This window comes from Auritidibacter ignavus, from assembly GCF_003703835.1.
Taxonomy (GTDB): domain Bacteria; phylum Actinomycetota; class Actinomycetes; order Actinomycetales; family Micrococcaceae; genus Auritidibacter; species Auritidibacter ignavus.
In genome coordinates this window covers 37,100-55,001 of the sequence record NZ_RDQR01000018.1, presented here as the reverse complement: position 1 = coordinate 55,001, position 17,902 = coordinate 37,100, and the positions used below count along the sequence as shown (strand labels likewise).

Sequence of the window (17,902 nt, the reverse complement as noted above, 5' to 3'; positions counted from 1 at the left end):
ATCCGTATTGTGCGCTTTTACCAACGTCTAGCCCCAGGATCACATCGTAGGTTGTTGTCATGGCAGTCTTCCTCACTGCTGGTAGCAAGGCCGCTGTGATCATGACACCCGATGCTTGCACCCACGTGACGAAGAAACCTCAACACACTGCTTGGGCCGCATCCCTATGAGAAGTCAACGCGCGTCCTGGACCGCTGGCGGCAACACCCCCGGACCATGAAATGACAGGGCAACACAGCCATACCAGAGCCAGCGACCAGCTCCTTAGATAGACCTAAGAAATACCCTAGAAGGACCTATAAATAAATGTAACGGGGAGAGATAGACACCAGTGGTGGTCAGAACAATACAACTTTTCCTCATGATTGGCACGGCCAACGGGCGGAAGAAAGCGACCCTGCGAAATTGGACCGGAGTCACCCATCTCATCCCTCGCACGATGCTTCAGCGGACGGATAGTCGAATCCGACCAGGCAGTGTTCACCCGCCTGACCTACATCGGTTTAGCCCACCTCGGCCTGAGACAAGACGAGGTGGGCCTGATGGTCTTCGGCGAGCTCCTGGACCTGGTGGACTGCTGGCGGATCGAGACAGGACGAGCGAAACCAGCACGGGTGTGGTTCATCGACGACATCATCCCAGCCGGGATTTAGCCAGCTGCGCGATCATTTCCCACGGTAGGTGCGAGCGAACAAATGCACTGCGGGAACGTCTGGGAATCGTCAACGCTTCGTCAGCCACACGCTGGACCAGATCGGTATCGGCTCCGAGCGCCTCAGCAATCCAGACCAGCCCTTCGGGGTGTTGAAGCCGGTTATAGGTCGTTTTCGCCGACACATTCGGTTCTTTCCGCATGAACGCTACGCTGCCGGTCGTCGCTTGCGATGCGAACCACTCCGCCATGTGTTCACGCTGCGAGGACCACCAGCGCCCATTCTTTTGTGGATCGGCTTGTTCCATAGCATCAGAAATCGGCAAATGCGCATCCAGCTTTGCAAGCAGTTTCGCGAACCGGCGCACATCAATATCGGTGTCACTCACGTTGTGCTCCCTCGCATCGCGGACGATTCCCACTACCTAATTCTAGTTCGAGGAGGTGACCTTCACCGTGGCTGATAGCTCGTTTGGTCTCAAGATCGGTCTGGAAGGTGAACGCGAGTTCAAGCGGGCCATCACCGACATCAACCGTGAAATGCGGGTGCTGGGCTCGGAGATGAAACTGGTGGCTTCCCAGTTCGGGAAGAACGCCACCAGTGCGGATGCGCTCACGGCTCGTAACCAGGTGCTGGCTAAAGACATCGAGACCCAAAAGGCCAAGATCGAAACACTCAAGGCCGCGCTGGAGAACTCGGCCGAGTCGTTCGGGGAGAACGATTCGCGCACGAAGAACTGGCAGATCCAGCTCAACAACGCCGGAGCTGAGCTCAACGAGCTAGAAAAAGAACTCAAGGCCAACAACGATGCGCTCGGCGAGTTCGGTGACGAGACCGACGGGGCAGGCGATGACGCGAAAGACGCTGCCAAGGACGCCGGGCACTTGGAGGACGCAGTCGATGATCTCGGTGACGAGATGGACGACACCGGGGATAAGACCCGCGTCTTTGGGGACGTGCTCAAAGCGAATCTGGCCGCCGAGGCGATCATCGCCGGTGTCAAGGGCATCGGCAAGGCGATCGCAAGCATCGGCCGGGGTAACGCCGCCGGCTATGGGGTGAGTACGTTGCAGGAACCAAGGGCCGGCGGGCGATCACCTGGAGCCGGGGACTCAAAGACAGGTTCGACGTCAACGACAAGACCGATGAGGACATCATCGACGATACCGAGTCAGCCCCGGCCCGGTGGCTGGCCGAAGGCCGTGGATACGACCGCCTGCGCAGATCAGACCCGGAACTCTTAGCCGTAGTGCTCGAAGCTGCCGAAGCAGACAAATGGGCCACCGTGGAGAGTCTGCTACCGGGCCGCCCGCCACCAGACCCAGACGACACCGGAGAAGACTGACCTAGCGATCAAGGGACCCCGGAGTGCCTCATGTCAAGATCCCCGGGAATTGCAGGTCGTGCCTCACACATATTTTCCCCGCTAACCGGGGTCTCAGCCGGCCCGGGTGTGGTGGACCTTGATGCCCGCGGGATCCGGTTGGGCCTGAGCTTTCTCGATCTGGCGTTCAAGCCTCGCAGTCTTGCCCGCAGCGAGCTTGATCAACCGTTGCTGGATCTGATCGATCTCGGCAGCCATGCCGACCGGATCCAGACCTGCCCGGTACTTCTGAAGCTCTTGTTTCTGCTGGGCGTTGAGGATCCCGGAATCCAGCAATCGTTGATACGGTGTCTTCGGGAGAGTTGTAGACGCGTTTGCGGCCGGCCGACATGATCGGTGGAATACCCGGTCGGTTTCTTCCTCGGAGTGAAGAAGTTCAGGCGGTCGTTGACCAACGGCCACAGGCGTTGCAGTAGCTGTAGCTCGGTCGCGGTGTCGTAGCGGTAGGAGAACCCGTACCGGCGCATGAAGTGGTTGTTCTTCGATTCGATGGTGGCCTGATCGTTCTTCGTATCCGGGCGTGCCCGGGTGAAGAAGATCTTGCGGTCAGCGGCCCAGTCGATGAGGTTGTGGTTGATGAACTCGGACCCGTTGTCGAAGTCGAGTCCGGTCACCAGGTAGGGCACAGTATTGACGAGTTGTGTGCAGGCATCGACGACGTGGGTCGAGGCGTTGTTCTTCATCGGGTGGGTATAGACCCACCCGGTGTGCATGTCGGTGTCGTTCACGCAGCGGGCGAACTCGCCGTTGAGAGTCGGGCCGCAGTGGGCGACGGTATCGATTTCGAAGAAGCCGGGTTCGTCGTCGAGTTCGTCACCGGCCTTGGGCACGGTGATGGAGTTACGCAGTAGGCTCCCGGGCTTCGTCGCTGACTTCCCAGGCAGGGGATCCTTGTCACGGACTGGTTTGAGGTACCGGTTGATGGTCGCCGGACTCATCGCCAACAGCTTGGCACGCACGCTGTGGTTGTAGCGGCCTTTGCCCGGGATCAGGTGGGTGGGCTTCGAGGCAGTCCAGTAGGCCTTTCATGGCTGCGGCGAGGTACTTACCGCAGATGCCGCCGGCGATCGAGCACACGTATGGCAAGATCTTGACCGCGTCGTAGGAGTATTTGCGGGCCTTCGTCTTCGGCCTGTCGATGACCGCGACTGTGGCTGTCGCGCGTCCTTGGGGTTGCCGGGTACGGCGGGTGAGTTGCTGGCGGGCGTGGTCGCGGTTCCACCCGGTGAGTTCGGTGACGGTATCGAGGATCGCGGCTTTAGGTTTCTTCGGCGCTTGCGTGTAGGCGGTGGCGTAGTTCTTCGTGATCTCGATTCGGCTGCTCATAGATACGTCCTTGTCGACCATGACCCCCTCGTCGTCGTGCCTGGTGGCCCGGGAGAAAGATTTCGCGGGGATTATTCTGTGAGGCACGACCCCTTACTACCTGGGGGCTTTCTATGAGTCTCGTCGGGCTTTTGCCTTACCGATCACCACACCGGACCAAAAGAAGTGAAACACTTCATCAGGTCTGACCAGAATTGCTGGGCATAGCGTTTCTGTGTTCCTGACTCGGTGCCCTCTGCACGCCATTGGTTGATTCGATCCCGCCAGAAAACAGCCATTTTCTGCAGACGTGTACTGATACCATTTCGGTCAATAACGTCAGACACTAGACCACCTGTTGACGAGAGCAATCAAGCAGTCGTCACAGACTGCCGTATGTAGTGCACTTTGAATCGATTGGTCCGGAGGCCATGCACCACGTCACCATTCGCAACACCCCGAGGTCCAAAAACTGGCACTAGTTTGCTTCCCCGTCTCACAGCCCATACCGCGATAACGGGGGTCGCAATTAGACCCAGGTCAGCCCCACATCGGTCACCGAAGCTACCACACCAACCAATCCACCGATGAGCACCACCGACCATGCTGGGACTTTGGCGAACAGTAGTAAGGCGAAACACCCCACGGCGATGATCAGTGTGGCATATCCGGTAATCCCTTCGGTGATGATGGGAGTGATCAGCGCGGCTGTCATGATGCCGACAACGGCAGCATTGGCCCCGAGAACGGCAGAACGGGCCACCTGGTTCTGCTGAATCTTGGACCAAAATGGCAGGGTAGCCAACAGAAGCAGAATACCTGGAAGGAAGACGGAGACCAGTGCCAGGGCTGCACTCAGCCATGCGCTCCCACCGGATCCCATCTCGAACCCGAGGAATGCTGCGAACGTGAACAACGGTCCAGGTACCGCCTGGGCCGCACCGTAACCGGCCAAGAATTGATCTTGACTGACTGCTTCTGTGACCGCAGGCTCGGCTTGGAGTAGGGGTAAGACGACATGGCCGCCACCGAAGACCAGGGCACCGGCACGGTAGAACGCGTCCGTCAAGCTCACCCAGGGGTCGTCCCAGAGGGCAGTGATGATTGGTAAGCCGAACAGCAAGACCGCAAAGAGTACAACGCTGATGATGCCCACGTATTTGGAGATTTCCACGCTGAGTGGGGCAGGCTGTGTCTGAACCAGGTGACGGCACCAGATGACGCCGGCAATGATTCCGGCCACGATGGCGCCGATTTGACCGATATTCGAGGGGAGGATTAAGACGAGGGCGACGGCAACGATCCCGATGAGAATGCGCCGCAGGTCAGGTGTTAAGGATTTTGCCATGCCCCACACAGCGTGTGCGACCACAGCAACGGCCACCGCCTTCAGGCCGATGACGAGACCTTCTGCGATCGCACCGTCCAAATTCACGGCGCCGATGGCGAATAACACGAGCAATAGTGCCGAGGGCAGGGTAAACGCCGTCCAAGCTGCTACCGCTCCCAGGTAGCCACCTCGGATGAATCCCAAAGCGAAACCTACCTGGCTTGAGGCAGGGCCGGGTAAGAACTGACAGAGCCCGACCAGCTGTCCGTAGTGCTCTTCACTGATCCACCGCCGGCGAGACACTAGCTCATTTCGGAAATATCCAAGGTGAGCAATAGGTCCGCCAAAAGAGGTGAGTCCTAGTCTGAGGAAGACATGAAAGACTTCCCACGGCTTAGTCTTCGTCATGCTGGTCTTCACCCCGTGAAATACCTGCCCCTGTTGTCGTGGACCGCATCCGAGTCATGTGGTTGGCCCTCGTTCATTTTAGATGAGAACTTCGACAAACCGGTGCGGGAAATCCATGTGGCCTCCCGAGTCGTCACGGTTCCCCAGGGCGGTGTCGCCGGGCAGGGCAACGGTGCACACTATTTACTTTATTTCCCGAATTTCATCAGAACACACCAGCAGACTATGCGAATGGTTGATGGTCGAGTATCGAGAGAGAGTCTCTGGAAGACATCGATTTTGACGTGCGAGAATTTGCAGGGCTGCTAGCTCGGTTACCTGAGCCCCTCCCGATATCAGATTCTTTTGAGCAAACCAATCGCCAGAGGACAGGCCGTTGGCGGACCTTTCAACGAGAGCATATGACTGAGTGGTTCGCTTCCCAAACAACGACCGGTTTTGGCGCCTACGTTAGGCGAAGACCGGATCTATCAGCAAAGAAGACTCATAACCGTCTCCAGAGCGCTGAGAAACTCGTATGGATTGCGGAAGCACTTGGAGCTGATGCTGACCTTGTCCAACAAGTTGCCGACGACGTGTTGATCAGGCCTTGTCGCGGTCGGTGCGGACACGTGAGGGAGCACCTGCCTTGGGAGCTGATCGCGGAAATGGCGGAAGACTCCTTTTCGGAATGAGGTGATCGAATCAAGAGTGCCGGGTGTTTCCATGGCCTGTGGTCTCTGATGGATAGCAGTCCACGCGGTTTCGCGGTTGCCCGGTTGATTCCACTGCACCAGAACTTCTCGGGAAAGTCGTTGTTTCCACCTGAAGCCGGGTTTATGTTGCTGTTCGGCGAGCTACTGCGGAAGCGCCCGAAGGTTTTTGGAGCGGAGAGAAAGCAGGGGGCGTTCGTGAGAGAATCTTCGGTATTGTTTTGCCTATGTCAATTATTTCACCTTCCCTCGTTGAATCCGCGTCATCGCGGCTCGCGGACATGCTCCGTGATATTCAGAAGTTGGTAGAGGTCGAGTCTTTTTCCTCGGACCTGGAAGCTGTGGCTCGTGGTGCTGAAGCTGTTTCTGAGGTTATTTCTCAACGGTTGGGTGCCACCGTGGAAACCCTCCAGGTCGATGGTGTTACGCACCTGCGTCTACGTTTCGGAGCAGGCAACCCGAAAGTCGTCATCCTGACTCACCAAGATACGGTGTGGCCCCTGGGGACCCTGGAACGCATTCCCTTTAGCAATGATGGTTCCAAGCTTCGAGGCCCTGGCTCTCTTGACATGCAAACCGGCGTGGTCATGGCCGTTCATGCCACAGCCATGTTGCAGGAATTGGGAGTGGATCTCGATGGTCTCTGCATTCTGGTGACAGGAGATGAAGAAGTGGGTTCGACAACATCGCAGGAGCTCATTCTCTCAGAGAGCCAGAATGCGACGGCAGTTTTCGTTACCGAAGGCGCTTTTGAGACGTCGCTGAAGATTGCTCGTAAAGGCACATCGGATTATGTCGTTGCCGTTAAAGGGCGAGCCGCTCACGCGGGTCTTGAACCTGAGCAGGGCATCAATGCGGGTCTTGCTTTGGCTCTGCTGGTGCCGAAGATTGCCGGCATGAGTGATCCTGACCAGGGGACTACAGTCACACCAACCATTATCAAGGCCGGAACCACGCCCAACACCGTCCCCGCTTCTGCTCAAGTCACCGTTGATGTCCGGACCCCGACCCGAGAAGAGCAAGACCGTGTCGATGCCGAAATGCGCCAGCTCGTGTCTCCGCTTCCTGGGGCAACGGTGACAGTTCTAGGTGGCGTCAATCGTCCGCCAATGGAGCGTAGCACCGGCGCCGATCTTCTAACCCAAGCGCAGACGATTGCGGAGACGTTGGGCATAGAGCCATTCGAGGGAGTCGGTGTGGGAGGAGCCTCTGATGGCAACTTTACCGCCGCCCAAGGGATTCCCACTTTGGATGGAATGGGGGCGTGCGGTGCAGGAGCACACGCTGATCACGAGCACGCTCTGGTGGAGTATATTGCGCCACGAACAGCGCTCTTGGCTGCCATGGTTGCTACCCAGCTTGAGAAACGTGACACGGAATAGGCTGACAAAATTTATGAGGTGTCGCTCAAAAGCTGTCTCTAGCCCAGGCCTTGAATAATACCCGCGAGAAGCGCAGTTTGCGGAGCGATGGAGGAGATCAAGATATGCTCGTGAAATGCGTGAGGTCCTTCGCCGTCGGCTCCAAGACCATCTATCACCGCCAAGCCACGTGCGGCGACAAAATTGGCGTCAGAAGCACCACCGGCGGCCTTCGGTGAAAGTTCTCTGCCCAGCCTCTTGCCTACTTCTAGTGCACGGTAGAGCGCCCTTTCAGAAGCGGGATTGAGCGTCATCGGTGGTCTATCGCCTGCGCCCATCTCAATCTCGAGGGAGAGCCGATCATCACTGGCAAAAGGTTCAGGTAATTTTAGCGCTGGTAACTGGCGATTAATTCGTTGTTGTTCCTCGAGCGTGGTCACTCGAATATCCACGAGAGCTTCGGCGAATCCTGCAACGACGTTGCGTCCTGTGCCACCATTGATAACTCCCACGTTGACGGTGGTACCCTGCTCGGGATCGGCGAGACTGGTGATATCGCTGATTATTGTCGCGAGCGCGTGGATAGCGTTGGCACCTTTTTCTGGTTCCAACCCCGCATGCGACTGGCGCCCATATACCCTAACATCCGCAAACATCACGCCTTTGCGTTCATGTTTGGGATGCCCCTGGGCGCTGGGCTCGGTGACTAAAGTGAGTCTCGATCTCGATGCCACGTCCTCGATCAAGTGCCGCGATGAGAGCGATCCGATCTCTTCGTCCCCCGTGAGTAATAACGTGACGGGCGGGAACGCCTGCCCGAGTGCTTTCATTGCTCTGATCGCCCAGGCGAGTTGTATGATCCCGAACTTCATATCCAAGACTCCGGGACCAGAAAGTTTGTCTCCGTCGGCCTTGAGTGGCCAGTCATCGATCGTGCCCTGTGGCCACACCGTATCGTAATGGCACAGCACCAGTACTGCTTGCTGGATGCTATCAGTGTGGTCTTCGGCGGTACGACCGTGCCAGTGTAGCTTCAAGACATCGCCGTAGTCGGTGTGCGAATTCCTGAATTCAGCGTCAGGTTCTCCAGTACGGGAAATCACAGTATGGCGAATCACTTCGAGACCACTATCCAGCAGGGCTTTGTCGTTACTGGGCGTTTCCGCTGTGACAACCCTTCTGAGGTCGTCGATAAATTCCTGTTGGTGTGAGTTGATGTAGTTCTCAACGGCATCCGTCGTGGCGGGCATCGCGGGAGAAGCCTTCCTGTGGGCTGGCGGTAATCAAACGTTAGCGGACGGGAACGCCGGGGCCTAGGGGAATTCCGATGGCGTACCAGACCATAAAGAAAAGGAACCAGCCGACTAGCAACGCGATAGAGATCGGCAAGGTCATGGAGATCAGTGTGCCGATTCCGGCACGTGGATAGTACCGTTGCAGATACCCTAAGACGAGGGCGAAATACGGGCTCATCGGCGAAATGATATTGGTGGGCGAGTCACCGATGCGGAACAACATCTGAGTAACTTCCGGAGAAATCCCGATCAGCATCAGCATAGGTACCAAAACGGGTGCCATGAGTGTCCATTGAGCAGATCCGGAGGTGATAAAGAAGTTTAGCGCCGCGACCAATAACACCACTCCGCCAAAGAGGACGATTGTCGGCAAGTTGGCCTGCGACAGGAACTCTGCACCGTTAATGGCCATTACCTCGCCCATGTTTGACCATCTGAAGTAAGCGATGAATTGTGCTGCCGCAAAGAAGATAACAATGATGGGTGCCAGTTCTTTAATCGCTTTGGCCATCATGTCCGGGACATCGTGTAGTTTGCGTATAGTTCCGTTCACCAGGCCATAGGTGACACCGGCGACGAAGAATGCCAGTGCGATTGGTAACGCGATGTCGGTAAGTAACGGAGAGTCCAGCGCATCTCCACTTTCAGCCTGCATCGGAGAACCTGGTATGAACAGTAGAGCGAAATAGATAGCCAGGAAGAGCACGATAGCAAGTGCTGTCCATCCCAGAGAACGGACTTCTTTCTTCGTATACGTCAGTAGCGATTCGTCGTCATCGATCGCAGTATCTGCATCTGTATCCCGACCCGTTTGGAGTACTGCGGTCGCCGCGCCTCCTGCTCGATCTTCTTCGTCACGGAAGCGCCGAGTCATTTTCACCAGCAAGAGTTCAGCAACAAGGGTGACCAGGGTGGCGAGGACTACGGCAGACGCCATAGAGAAAAAGTAATTGGCAACTGGGGACACGACGTATTCATCGTCAATAATATGAGCTGCACTCGTGCTAATACCGGCCAGGACGGGATCCACTGCAGTAATTAGTAGTGACGAGTTGTATCCCGCCGAGGCTGAACCGAAGGCAACGATTGCGCCGAGCACTGCGGAGCGACCGGCGGCCTTGAACGCGGCGGCTGCTAAAGGAATCAAAATGACGTAGATTGTGTCGGAGGCCACAGAACCGGTGACGCCAGTCAGAGCGATAGTAAATGTGAGCCATTTGGTCGAGACACGAGAAACAATGACCCGAATTGCACTGCTAATCAGTCCCGAGCTTTCGGCGACAGCCACGCCAAGCATGACCGTGATGATGATGCCAAGTGGCGGGAACTCGACAAAGTTAGCTATCGCATCTTCAATCATCCGCTGAAAACCCGCGGGGTTGAGCAACGATTGGACAGCTACGTGCTCGTCGTCGGCCGGATTCACAGCACTGAGGCCAACGCTTTCAAGAACGGCCGAAAGGACAAGGACAAGAACGGCTAACGCTATAAACAGCCAGAACGGGTGCGGCAGATAGTTGCCGATCTTCTCAAGCCATTGGAGTGACCGTACCAAGCGTCCGTCTCTCGGCGTGGTAGCTACACTATCGGCGGAAGCTACTTTTGGCTCCGGATCGTGTTGTTGAGTTGTCATAGCGGTCCTCTGTTCAAGAGCGAGTGACGAGATGATTTGCGGGCCGGCGATTCAACGTTGGATGTGTCGCGTAGGCCTGTCTAGATAGCTTGACTAATGTGAACTAAATCATAACGAAAGCAACCGGATTTTTTCAAAGCGATCTCGTTGAGGTGCTGAGATGTGAGGGACGAGAAGTCATATATTTCTGTGGGGGATTCATGAGTCAGATCGGATTTTATCGACAGGGTCTCGCGCTCTTTCGTCTTACCAGCTCAGACGGTAACTAGCGTTAAACAAAACCGGGGACCACGCGATCGCGAGGTCCCCGGCCAGATGTGCAGACTTAAACGTCTAGATTAGGCGTCCATCTTCTGAACCTTGGCGGCAGCACCGGACTTGCGGTTTGCGGCCTGGTTCTTGTGAATGACACCCTTGCTCACGGCTTTGTCCAGCTTACGGCTGGCTACGGCCAGAGCCTTCGAGGCGGCTTCCTTATCACCGGACTCAACGGCTGCATCGAGGTTGCGCAGGTGAGTCTTCAGCTCGGACTTGTACGCATTGTTGCGACGACGAGCCTTTTCGTTGGTGAGAATACGCTTCTTTTGCGACTTAATATTGGCCACGGAAATGGTCCTAACTTCTGTCGAGGATTGGTCGGTTGAGGGAGTTTCCTATCCCGAGCGACTGAGCGGTGTGGGGGCACCTAGGAAAGCTCGACACAGGGTGCCCGTCGACCTACGCGGACACACAGCTGACCATCATACCACGCAACAGCGTGCGGATTCTTCGTGGTGTGCGGTGGCACTGAGCACATACACTGGCTGGCACCCTGGTGCAATCATGAGACAATAGACCATTAGACCTTATTCATTGTCATCGATGAAGGATGTTGCCCTTGTCGCCACAGGCTATTGATCCGCCCCGTCCTGGGTCGACCAACCCGGTGCAGATTCGAAACTTCTGCATTGTCGCCCACATCGACCACGGTAAATCTACCCTGGCCGACCGGATGTTGCAGAAAACCGGCGTGGTGACTCCCCGGGAGATGAAAGACCAGTTTTTGGACCGGATGGACATTGAACGCGAACGCGGGATTACCATCAAATCCCAAGCCGTGCGCATGCCCTGGGCCTATGAAGGCACCAACTACGTGCTGAACATGATCGACACCCCCGGGCACGTCGACTTCAGCTACGAAGTCTCCCGCTCTCTAGCCTCCTGTGAGGGGGCGATTCTGCTGGTTGATGCTTCCCAAGGGATTGAAGCTCAAACGCTAGCCAACCTGTATTTGGCGATGGAACACGAGCTGTCCATTATCCCGGTGCTTAATAAAATTGACCTTCCGGCAGCTGATCCCGACCGCTACGCGGTAGAGATCGCCAACCTGATCGGTGTGGAACCCGACGACGTACTCCGCGTCTCGGGTAAAACCGGTGAAGGCGTGGAAGAACTGCTCGATGAAGTGGTCCGGTCCACCCCCGCACCTGAGGGCAATCACGATGCGGCCACCCGGGCGATGATTTTCGACTCGGTCTATGACAGCTACCGTGGTGTGATTACCTACGTGAGAATGGTCGACGGCGAACTCCAACCCCGCCAGAAGATCAAGATGATGGCCACCGGTAGTACCTACGAACTCCAGGAACTGGGTGTGTATTCACCCGATGCCATCCAAGCCGAGGGCTTGTCGGTCGGTGAAGTCGGGTACCTGATTACCGGCGTCAAAGATGTGCGCGAATCCAAAGTCGGTGACACCATTACCTCGGCCCACGATCCGGCCGAGGACCTGATTAGTGGCTATGAGGAGCCTCAGCCGATGGTGTTCTCCGGTCTGTACCCCATTGATGGCTCGGATTACCCGGACCTGCGTGATGCCCTGGATAAGCTCAAGCTCAACGATGCTGCGCTGAACTATGAGCCCGAAACCTCGGTGGCGCTCGGTTTCGGATTCCGTGTCGGATTCTTGGGATTGCTCCACCTGGAGATTGTGCGCGAACGTCTGGAACGCGAATACAACCTGGATTTGATTTCTACCGCGCCCAACGTGGTCTACCAGGTCACTACCGAAGACGGCACCGAAGTTGATGTTACCAACCCGTCAGAGTTTCCCGAAGGCAAGATCCAGTCGGTGCGTGAACCCATGGCGCAAGCCACCGTGATTGTGCCCAGCGAATTTATCGGTGCGGTCATGGAACTCTGCCAGGGTAAGCGCGGACAGCTTCAAGGTATGGACTACTTGTCCGAAGAGCGTGTCGAGATCCGGTACTGGATCCCGTTGGCCGAAATTGTCTTCGACTTCTTTGACCAGCTGAAATCCCGGACCAGGGGCTACGCCTCGTTGAACTGGCAACGCGATGGCGACCAAGAAGCGGACCTGGTCAAGGTGGATGTGCTCCTTCAAGGCGACACGGTCGATGCGTTCTCAGCGATCACCCACCGTGACCACGCCTACGCCTACGGGGTCAAGATGACCGGAAAGCTCAAAGAGCTCATCCCGCGTCAGCAGTACGAGGTGCCCATTCAGGCAGCCATTGGTTCCCGGATTATTGCCCGCGAGAGTATTCGGGCTATCCGCAAAGATGTGCTGTCCAAGTGCTACGGTGGCGATATTTCGCGTAAGCGGAAGCTGTTGGAGAAGCAGAAGGAAGGCAAGAAGCGGATGAAGATGGTCGGCCACGTGGAAGTGCCACAGGAAGCTTTCATTGCTGCTCTGTCCACCGACGGTGGCGACTAAGCCTCCAGGAGGCCTGACGATCTCGTGCCACACATCGACCTGCAGGGCTACGGGGTTCCTGACTCCCCGCTGTTTCCCGCTGACGTCGGTCAGCGCATCTCCGAGTCGCTGACAGCGGGAACACCCAGGACCTTCTCGTTGTACGTGCACATCCCGTTTTGCACCGTCCGGTGTGGGTACTGCGACTTCAACACCTACACGGCCACCGACTTTGGGCCCGGAGCCTCCCACGACACCTACGCCACAACGGTCTTACAGGAACTGGAAATGGCCCGGGAGCGGATGGATGCTTCGGGCATTCCGAACCGGCCGATTCATACCGTCTACTTTGGAGGCGGGACCCCGACACTATTGCCTGCCACAGACCTGGTCCGGATTGTTGAGCGAGCCCGGGCGCTCTTCGGTATCAAACCGCAGGCGGAAATCACCACCGAGGCCAATCCGGATACCGTTACCGAGGACTCGATCGCCGAACTGGCCGAGGGAGGATTCACCCGGCTGTCGCTGGGCATGCAGTCGGCGGTCGGCCACGTACTGAAAGTCCTCGACCGGTCACACACCCCGGCCAATATTCCCCCGGCGGTGGTCTGGGCAAAACAGGCCGGGCTGGAGGTCTCCCTCGACCTGATCTTTGGCACACCGGGGGAGAGCCTGGCAGATTGGCAACAGAGCCTTGAGGTCGCCATTGAGCAGGCCCCGGAACATCTGTCTGCCTACGGGCTCATCGTTGAACAAGGCACCAAATTGGCGGCCCAAATTCGGCGTGGCACCTACCCCGATACCGACGGGGACGACCAGGCCGATAAATACGTGATGGCCGAGGAGCTACTGGGCCAGGCGGGGTACCGCTGGTATGAAATCTCCAACTGGGCTCATGATCCGGAAGGCACCGGAGTGCATCGGGCAGAACACAATCTGGCCTACTGGCGTAATCAGGACTGGTGGGGCGCGGGCCCCGGAGCTCACTCGCATTTAGCCGGCATCCGGTGGTGGAATGCCAAGCATCCGCTGGCTTATGCGCAACGGTTGAGCTCGGGGGTGCCTGCCGCGGTTGGGATGGAACAACCCGATGAGGCAGAACGCCACCTGGAAAATATTATGCTCGGGATCCGCCTTTCCGAAGGACTCGCCATCTCAGAGCTGAGTCCAACAGAACAAGAACAGATTCCCGAGCTACTGCGACAGGGATTATTAGAACCAGGCGCTGTGAAGAGAGGTCGCTTAGTGCCGACCCTACACGGACGGTTACTGGGGGATGCCATCACCCGCCAGCTGGCCGATATCTAGCTGACTAGCTGATCAGGCGCAGGTTGACCGGGTAGCGGTAGGGGCGACCCTTATTGACCTCGATACCGGCCACCACACCGGAAACGGTCATAAACAGCCAAATCAACACGGTCAGTACAGCGAAGATCGCGCCGATCACCGGCAACAAGGACAAAACGTTCAGCACGATAGCCACCACCGACAATGGCAAAGTGAAGTTCAGGGCTTCCTTCGATTCTTGGGCGGTGAAGGGGCCACGCTCGCGGAAGACCAAGTAGATCACCAGTGAGGGGATGAACATCAAAATGGCACCAAAATGTGCGACAGCGGCCCACTGACGGTCCTCGGAGGGAGTCAGCGGTTTCGGCTCTGACGTCTCATTCTGCTGGGGGCCAGAAGTATTTCCCGAGTACTGGGACACGAGTTCCACCTTTTCTCTCCGAGCTGTCACAGCTACTGTCTCAGCTTTATGCCATCACGTCCGGTCCCTTCGTCAGGTGAATCCGGGCGAATTCAACCATCAGTATAGGAGGACAACCTGAATTTCGTGTAAAGAACACGATCAGGTCCGAGAGCTAGGCGGGCTCCACGGTGACAAAGTCAATCATTTGTTCGACCTTGGCCAGCAATGCCGGTTCCAAGTCCGCGTAGTTGCTCACCCGGGCCAGAATCTGTTTCCAACCCAGCCCTATATCCTCTGCATCCTTGTGCGGTAGCCCCAACCATTCGAGAATCCCGGCCTTCCAGGATTGGCCCTTCGGGATGACCGGCCACTGCTGCCGGCCAATCACCTGTGGCTTGACCGCCTGCCAAATATCGACATACGGATGACCCACAATCAGCACATTGCCCTGAGCCCCGGGAAGCGTCATGGTGTGCTCGGCAATCGCCGACTCTTTGGACCCGGGCACAAGGTGATCCAGCAACACCGCCAAACGGCGTCGCGGAGCCGGACCAAAATCTTCGACCGCACCGGCCAGCTCGTCAATACCGTGTTGCGGTTCGACCACAATCCCTTCAACCCGCAGATCATCGCCCCAGATCTTCTCCACCAGCTCGGCATCGTGGACACCTTCCACCCAAATCCGGGAGGCGCGGGCGACCTTCGCCCGCGTTACCGGAGCCTGACGAGACCCTGAGGCAGTGCGAGCATGACGGTGTCCCGGCTCGGCCGGTTTCTTCGTCTTGGTCGGCATCACCAGCTCAACCGGTTGTCCGTCGATCAGAAATCCCGGGCCCAACGGGAAAGACTTGGTCGCACCGCGACGATCTTCTAAGACCACCACGATCATCCCACCAACCCGTTCTAGCCGGATCATCGCTCCGGTGAAACCAGTGGTAGCATCCTCGACCACCAGATTCTTAGCAGCGGGAACCTTGGGAACAACGGCCTGCCGGGCCCGCCGAGCCTGATCTGTTGCCAGAGTCTCTGGTCCCCACTGATCCCACTCCATCAGCACTCCCTTTCGCTGGCACGTCGTCGGTGACGTGGTCCACTCGGTTCCCGGTGAGACTACCACCGGACGTTTGTCTGCCAGCGAAGCACCGCCGGTGAGACTGCACATCACCACAGCGGGCTACTAGAATTAGCACTAGGCGTCCGACAGTGCTAATTTGTGGAAGATACGCACGACCATCAACAGGGTGAGCAGAAGGGACGGTGAGATGAGCGAGCTACCGCGCCGGATGAAAGTCTTGCAGGCCATCGTGGAAGACTATGTCGCCTCCCGGGAACCAGTCGGTTCCAAAGCCCTGGTGGATCGTCACGACCTCGGCGTCTCCTCGGCCACGGTGCGTAACGATATGGCCGATTTGGAAGATGAAGGGCTTATTGTTGCCCCGCACACCTCGGCCGGGCGGATCCCGACCGATAAAGGGTACCGGTACTTTGTTGACCGCATCTCCGAGATTCGACCGCTCTCGGCAGCAGAAAAACGTGCCGTGCAGGCCGTCTTGGACATCACCACCGAAGACCTCGATGAGGTCATGACCCGCAGCGTGCAGGTACTGGCCCAGCTCACCCACCAAGTGGCCGTCGCACAGTTTCCCAAGACCGATACCGCGGTGATTCGTCACCTCGAGCTCGTCTGGTTAGCCGAACACCGCCTACTGGTTGCGGTGATTTTCTCGACCGGGAAAATCGAACAGCGCATGTTCACCGTCGCCGATCAGGAAGATGACCTCGACGTCCAGGTGGTGCGCGACATCTTCGTCCGCCAGCTCAACGGGCTCACTGCCCAGGAAGCGCTCTCGGTGATTCCGGGCATTCTGGCCGGTGTGCCCGGAAGAGAACAGCGCCTGGCCGAAGATTTATCCCACCAGCTCCAGCTGTTGTTGGCCTCCACTCAGCGCGACCGGATCTATTTGGCCGGTACCGCCAACTTGGCTCGGTCTCAAACCGACTTCGGATCCTCGATCGGACCGGTGTTGGAAGCACTGGAAGAACAGGTCGTGTTGCTGAAGCTACTGGCCGAAATGCAACAAGACGTGCGGGGGTTGTCCGTCTCGATCGGTACCGAAAACCAGGGGTCATTGTCGGGGACCTCCGTCGTCGCAGCCGGCTATGGCCCCAACAGCAGTTCCATGTTGGGTGTGGTGGGTCCAACCCGGATGGACTACCCCGGTACCATGTCTGCGGTACGGGCCATCGCCCGCTACTTGTCGAAAATCTTAGCTCAGTAAATTGGAAGGAAGTTACTCCACCGTGGCAGATCACTACGAGGTTCTGGGGGTATCGAAAGATGCCTCGGCAGAAGAAATTAAGCGCGCCTACCGGAAGAAGGCACGCACCCTGCACCCAGATGTGAACCCCTCACCTGACGCTGCCGAAGAATTCAAGCAGGTCACCGCCGCCTACGAAGTGCTTTCGGACGAGACCAAACGTCGTAACTACGATATGACCGGTAACGCTAACGGCACCGGAGCGACCGGTGGCTTTGGAGGAGGCTTCGGTGGCTTCTCCGATATCTTTGACACCTTCTTCGGCGGTGGCGGTGGTGCTCGTTCTGGCCCGGCCTCACGTACCCGTCGCGGTCAAGATGCGCTGATTAACGTCAAGATCGAGCTCGAAGATGCTGTCTTCGGCGTAGAGAAAACCATCGACCTACAGACCGCGGTACGCTGTAGCGTTTGCGATGGCTCCTGTGCCGAACCCGGCACCGGCACTCAGACCTGCGAAACCTGCCACGGCCAAGGCCAAATCCGTCGCCCGGTTCAATCCATTCTGGGTACGGTGATGACCGCCGAGACCTGCCCGAGCTGTCGGGGCTTTGGCGACACCATTCCCAACCCGTGCCACGAATGCGGTGGCCAGGGCCGTGTTCGCGAACGGGTGTCGCTGACCATCAAGATTCCCTCCGGTGTCGATACCGGCACCCGCATTCAGCTGGCCGGTCGTGGTGAAGCCGGTCCCGCCGGTGGCCCCCAGGGCGATCTCTATGTGGAAATCAAAGTCGGAGACCACCCGGTGTTCTCCCGTGACGGCGCTGACCTGACCGCCACCATGACCTTGCCGATGACGGCTGCGGCCCTGGGCACCGAGCTGACCTTGGATACCTTCGACGGGGAACAAACGATCCGCGTCAAACCCGGCACCCAATCCGGCTCGGTCGAAACTCTCAAGGGCCTGGGCGTGGGTCTGTTGCGTGGCAACGGGCGCGGGGACTTAAAGGTGACGCTGAAAGTCGAGACCCCCACCAAGCTTGATGATAAGCAACGCGAGCTGTTGGAAGCACTAGCCACCGCCCGCAGTGAACACATCGTCCACGGCCAGACCGAATCCAAAGGCCTGTTCTCCCGGCGGAAGAAAAAGAACCGTGACCGCGACTAAGCATCTGGCGGCGGTGAGTGCGGGCAGGCC

Annotated in this window: 17 protein-coding genes; 7 read left to right on the top strand and 10 right to left on the bottom strand. The window is 57.6% G+C overall.

The features are described from left to right. Nucleotides 1–476 precede the first annotated feature (476 nt). On the top strand, nucleotides 477–653 hold the full coding sequence (locus DYI20_RS12360; RefSeq protein WP_014320299.1) for a hypothetical protein: 177 nt from the start codon (nucleotides 477–479) through the stop codon (nucleotides 651–653). On the opposite strand, the gene DYI20_RS09295 is transcribed toward DYI20_RS12360, so the two are convergent. Further along, a complete protein-coding gene (locus DYI20_RS09295) occupies nucleotides 634–1,041 on the bottom strand; it encodes a hypothetical protein (protein ID WP_110100528.1) in 408 nt (135 codons plus the stop codon). The genes DYI20_RS12360 and DYI20_RS09295 overlap by 20 nt on opposite strands. A gap of 67 nt (nucleotides 1,042–1,108) precedes the next feature. Here DYI20_RS09295 and DYI20_RS09290 point away from each other — a divergent pair, with 67 nt between their 5' ends. Further along, nucleotides 1,109–1,897: a hypothetical protein gene (locus DYI20_RS09290; RefSeq protein ID WP_233242895.1), complete on the top strand. Its 789-nt coding sequence runs from the start codon at nucleotides 1,109–1,111 to the stop codon at nucleotides 1,895–1,897. 194 nt (nucleotides 1,898–2,091) lie between these two features. Here DYI20_RS09290 and DYI20_RS12640 read toward each other — a convergent pair whose 3' ends face one another. The 4 genes from DYI20_RS12640 to chrA form a co-directional block, all read right to left on the bottom strand. Beyond that, nucleotides 2,092–2,235 (bottom strand): hypothetical protein, encoded by a 144-nt coding sequence (locus tag DYI20_RS12640; protein WP_243857328.1) that lies wholly within the window; start codon nucleotides 2,233–2,235, stop codon nucleotides 2,092–2,094. Next, complete coding sequence (locus DYI20_RS12635) at nucleotides 2,199–2,975, bottom strand: integrase catalytic domain-containing protein (RefSeq protein ID WP_243857329.1); 777 nt, start codon at nucleotides 2,973–2,975, stop codon at nucleotides 2,199–2,201. The genes DYI20_RS12640 and DYI20_RS12635 overlap by 37 nt, the downstream gene beginning before the upstream one ends. Then, the gene (locus DYI20_RS12630) at nucleotides 2,932–3,363 is read right to left on the bottom strand and encodes a hypothetical protein (RefSeq protein ID WP_243857332.1); all 432 of its coding nucleotides are present in this window, start codon (nucleotides 3,361–3,363) and stop codon (nucleotides 2,932–2,934) included. Before DYI20_RS12630 ends, DYI20_RS12635 begins: the two co-directional genes overlap by 44 nt. A gap of 508 nt (nucleotides 3,364–3,871) precedes the next feature. Beyond that, nucleotides 3,872–5,080 (bottom strand): chromate efflux transporter, encoded by a 1,209-nt coding sequence (chrA, locus tag DYI20_RS09275; protein WP_110100529.1) that lies wholly within the window; start codon nucleotides 5,078–5,080, stop codon nucleotides 3,872–3,874. A gap of 973 nt (nucleotides 5,081–6,053) precedes the next feature. Here chrA and DYI20_RS09265 point away from each other — a divergent pair. Continuing rightward, nucleotides 6,054–7,154 carry a M20 family metallopeptidase gene (locus DYI20_RS09265; protein ID WP_233242892.1) on the top strand — a complete coding sequence of 367 codons (1,101 nt, stop codon included), beginning with the start codon at nucleotides 6,054–6,056 and terminating at the stop codon, nucleotides 7,152–7,154. 38 nt (nucleotides 7,155–7,192) lie between these two features. Here DYI20_RS09265 and DYI20_RS09260 read toward each other — a convergent pair whose 3' ends face one another. From DYI20_RS09260 to rpsT, 3 genes are all read right to left on the bottom strand, one after another. Then, nucleotides 7,193–8,383 (bottom strand): M20 family metallopeptidase, encoded by a 1,191-nt coding sequence (locus DYI20_RS09260; protein ID WP_110100532.1) that lies wholly within the window; start codon nucleotides 8,381–8,383, stop codon nucleotides 7,193–7,195. Nucleotides 8,384–8,423: 40 nt separating this feature from the next. After that, nucleotides 8,424–10,061 carry an AbgT family transporter gene (locus DYI20_RS09255; protein ID WP_122549371.1) on the bottom strand — a complete coding sequence of 546 codons (1,638 nt, stop codon included), beginning with the start codon at nucleotides 10,059–10,061 and terminating at the stop codon, nucleotides 8,424–8,426. A gap of 338 nt (nucleotides 10,062–10,399) precedes the next feature. Then, nucleotides 10,400–10,666, bottom strand: coding sequence for a 30S ribosomal protein S20 (gene rpsT / locus DYI20_RS09250; protein ID WP_110098392.1), 267 nt, complete (start codon nucleotides 10,664–10,666; stop codon nucleotides 10,400–10,402). A gap of 272 nt (nucleotides 10,667–10,938) precedes the next feature. Between rpsT and lepA the strand changes: the two genes are divergently transcribed. Then, nucleotides 10,939–12,777, top strand: a complete 1,839-nt coding sequence (gene lepA, locus DYI20_RS09245) for a translation elongation factor 4 (RefSeq protein ID WP_122549375.1) — start codon at nucleotides 10,939–10,941, stop codon at nucleotides 12,775–12,777. Between the two features lie 24 nt (nucleotides 12,778–12,801). After that, complete coding sequence (gene hemW / locus DYI20_RS09240) at nucleotides 12,802–14,064, top strand: radical SAM family heme chaperone HemW (protein ID WP_370443902.1); 1,263 nt, start codon at nucleotides 12,802–12,804, stop codon at nucleotides 14,062–14,064. A 4-nt stretch (nucleotides 14,065–14,068) separates the two neighbouring features. Here the strand turns inward: hemW and DYI20_RS09235 are convergent, their stop codons facing one another. Continuing rightward, on the bottom strand, nucleotides 14,069–14,464 hold the full coding sequence (locus tag DYI20_RS09235) for a DUF4870 domain-containing protein (RefSeq protein WP_233487865.1): 396 nt from the start codon (nucleotides 14,462–14,464) through the stop codon (nucleotides 14,069–14,071). A 154-nt stretch (nucleotides 14,465–14,618) separates the two neighbouring features. Continuing rightward, the gene (locus DYI20_RS09230) at nucleotides 14,619–15,497 is read right to left on the bottom strand and encodes a DUF3097 family protein (RefSeq protein WP_122549370.1); all 879 of its coding nucleotides are present in this window, start codon (nucleotides 15,495–15,497) and stop codon (nucleotides 14,619–14,621) included. A gap of 211 nt (nucleotides 15,498–15,708) precedes the next feature. Here DYI20_RS09230 and hrcA point away from each other — a divergent pair, with 211 nt between their 5' ends. Both hrcA and dnaJ read left to right on the top strand, forming a co-directional pair. After that, the gene (gene hrcA, locus DYI20_RS09225; protein WP_110100535.1) at nucleotides 15,709–16,725 is read left to right on the top strand and encodes a heat-inducible transcriptional repressor HrcA; all 1,017 of its coding nucleotides are present in this window, start codon (nucleotides 15,709–15,711) and stop codon (nucleotides 16,723–16,725) included. Between the two features lie 22 nt (nucleotides 16,726–16,747). Then, the gene (gene dnaJ, locus DYI20_RS09220; protein WP_110098389.1) at nucleotides 16,748–17,872 is read left to right on the top strand and encodes a molecular chaperone DnaJ; all 1,125 of its coding nucleotides are present in this window, start codon (nucleotides 16,748–16,750) and stop codon (nucleotides 17,870–17,872) included. Nucleotides 17,873–17,902 lie beyond the last annotated feature (30 nt).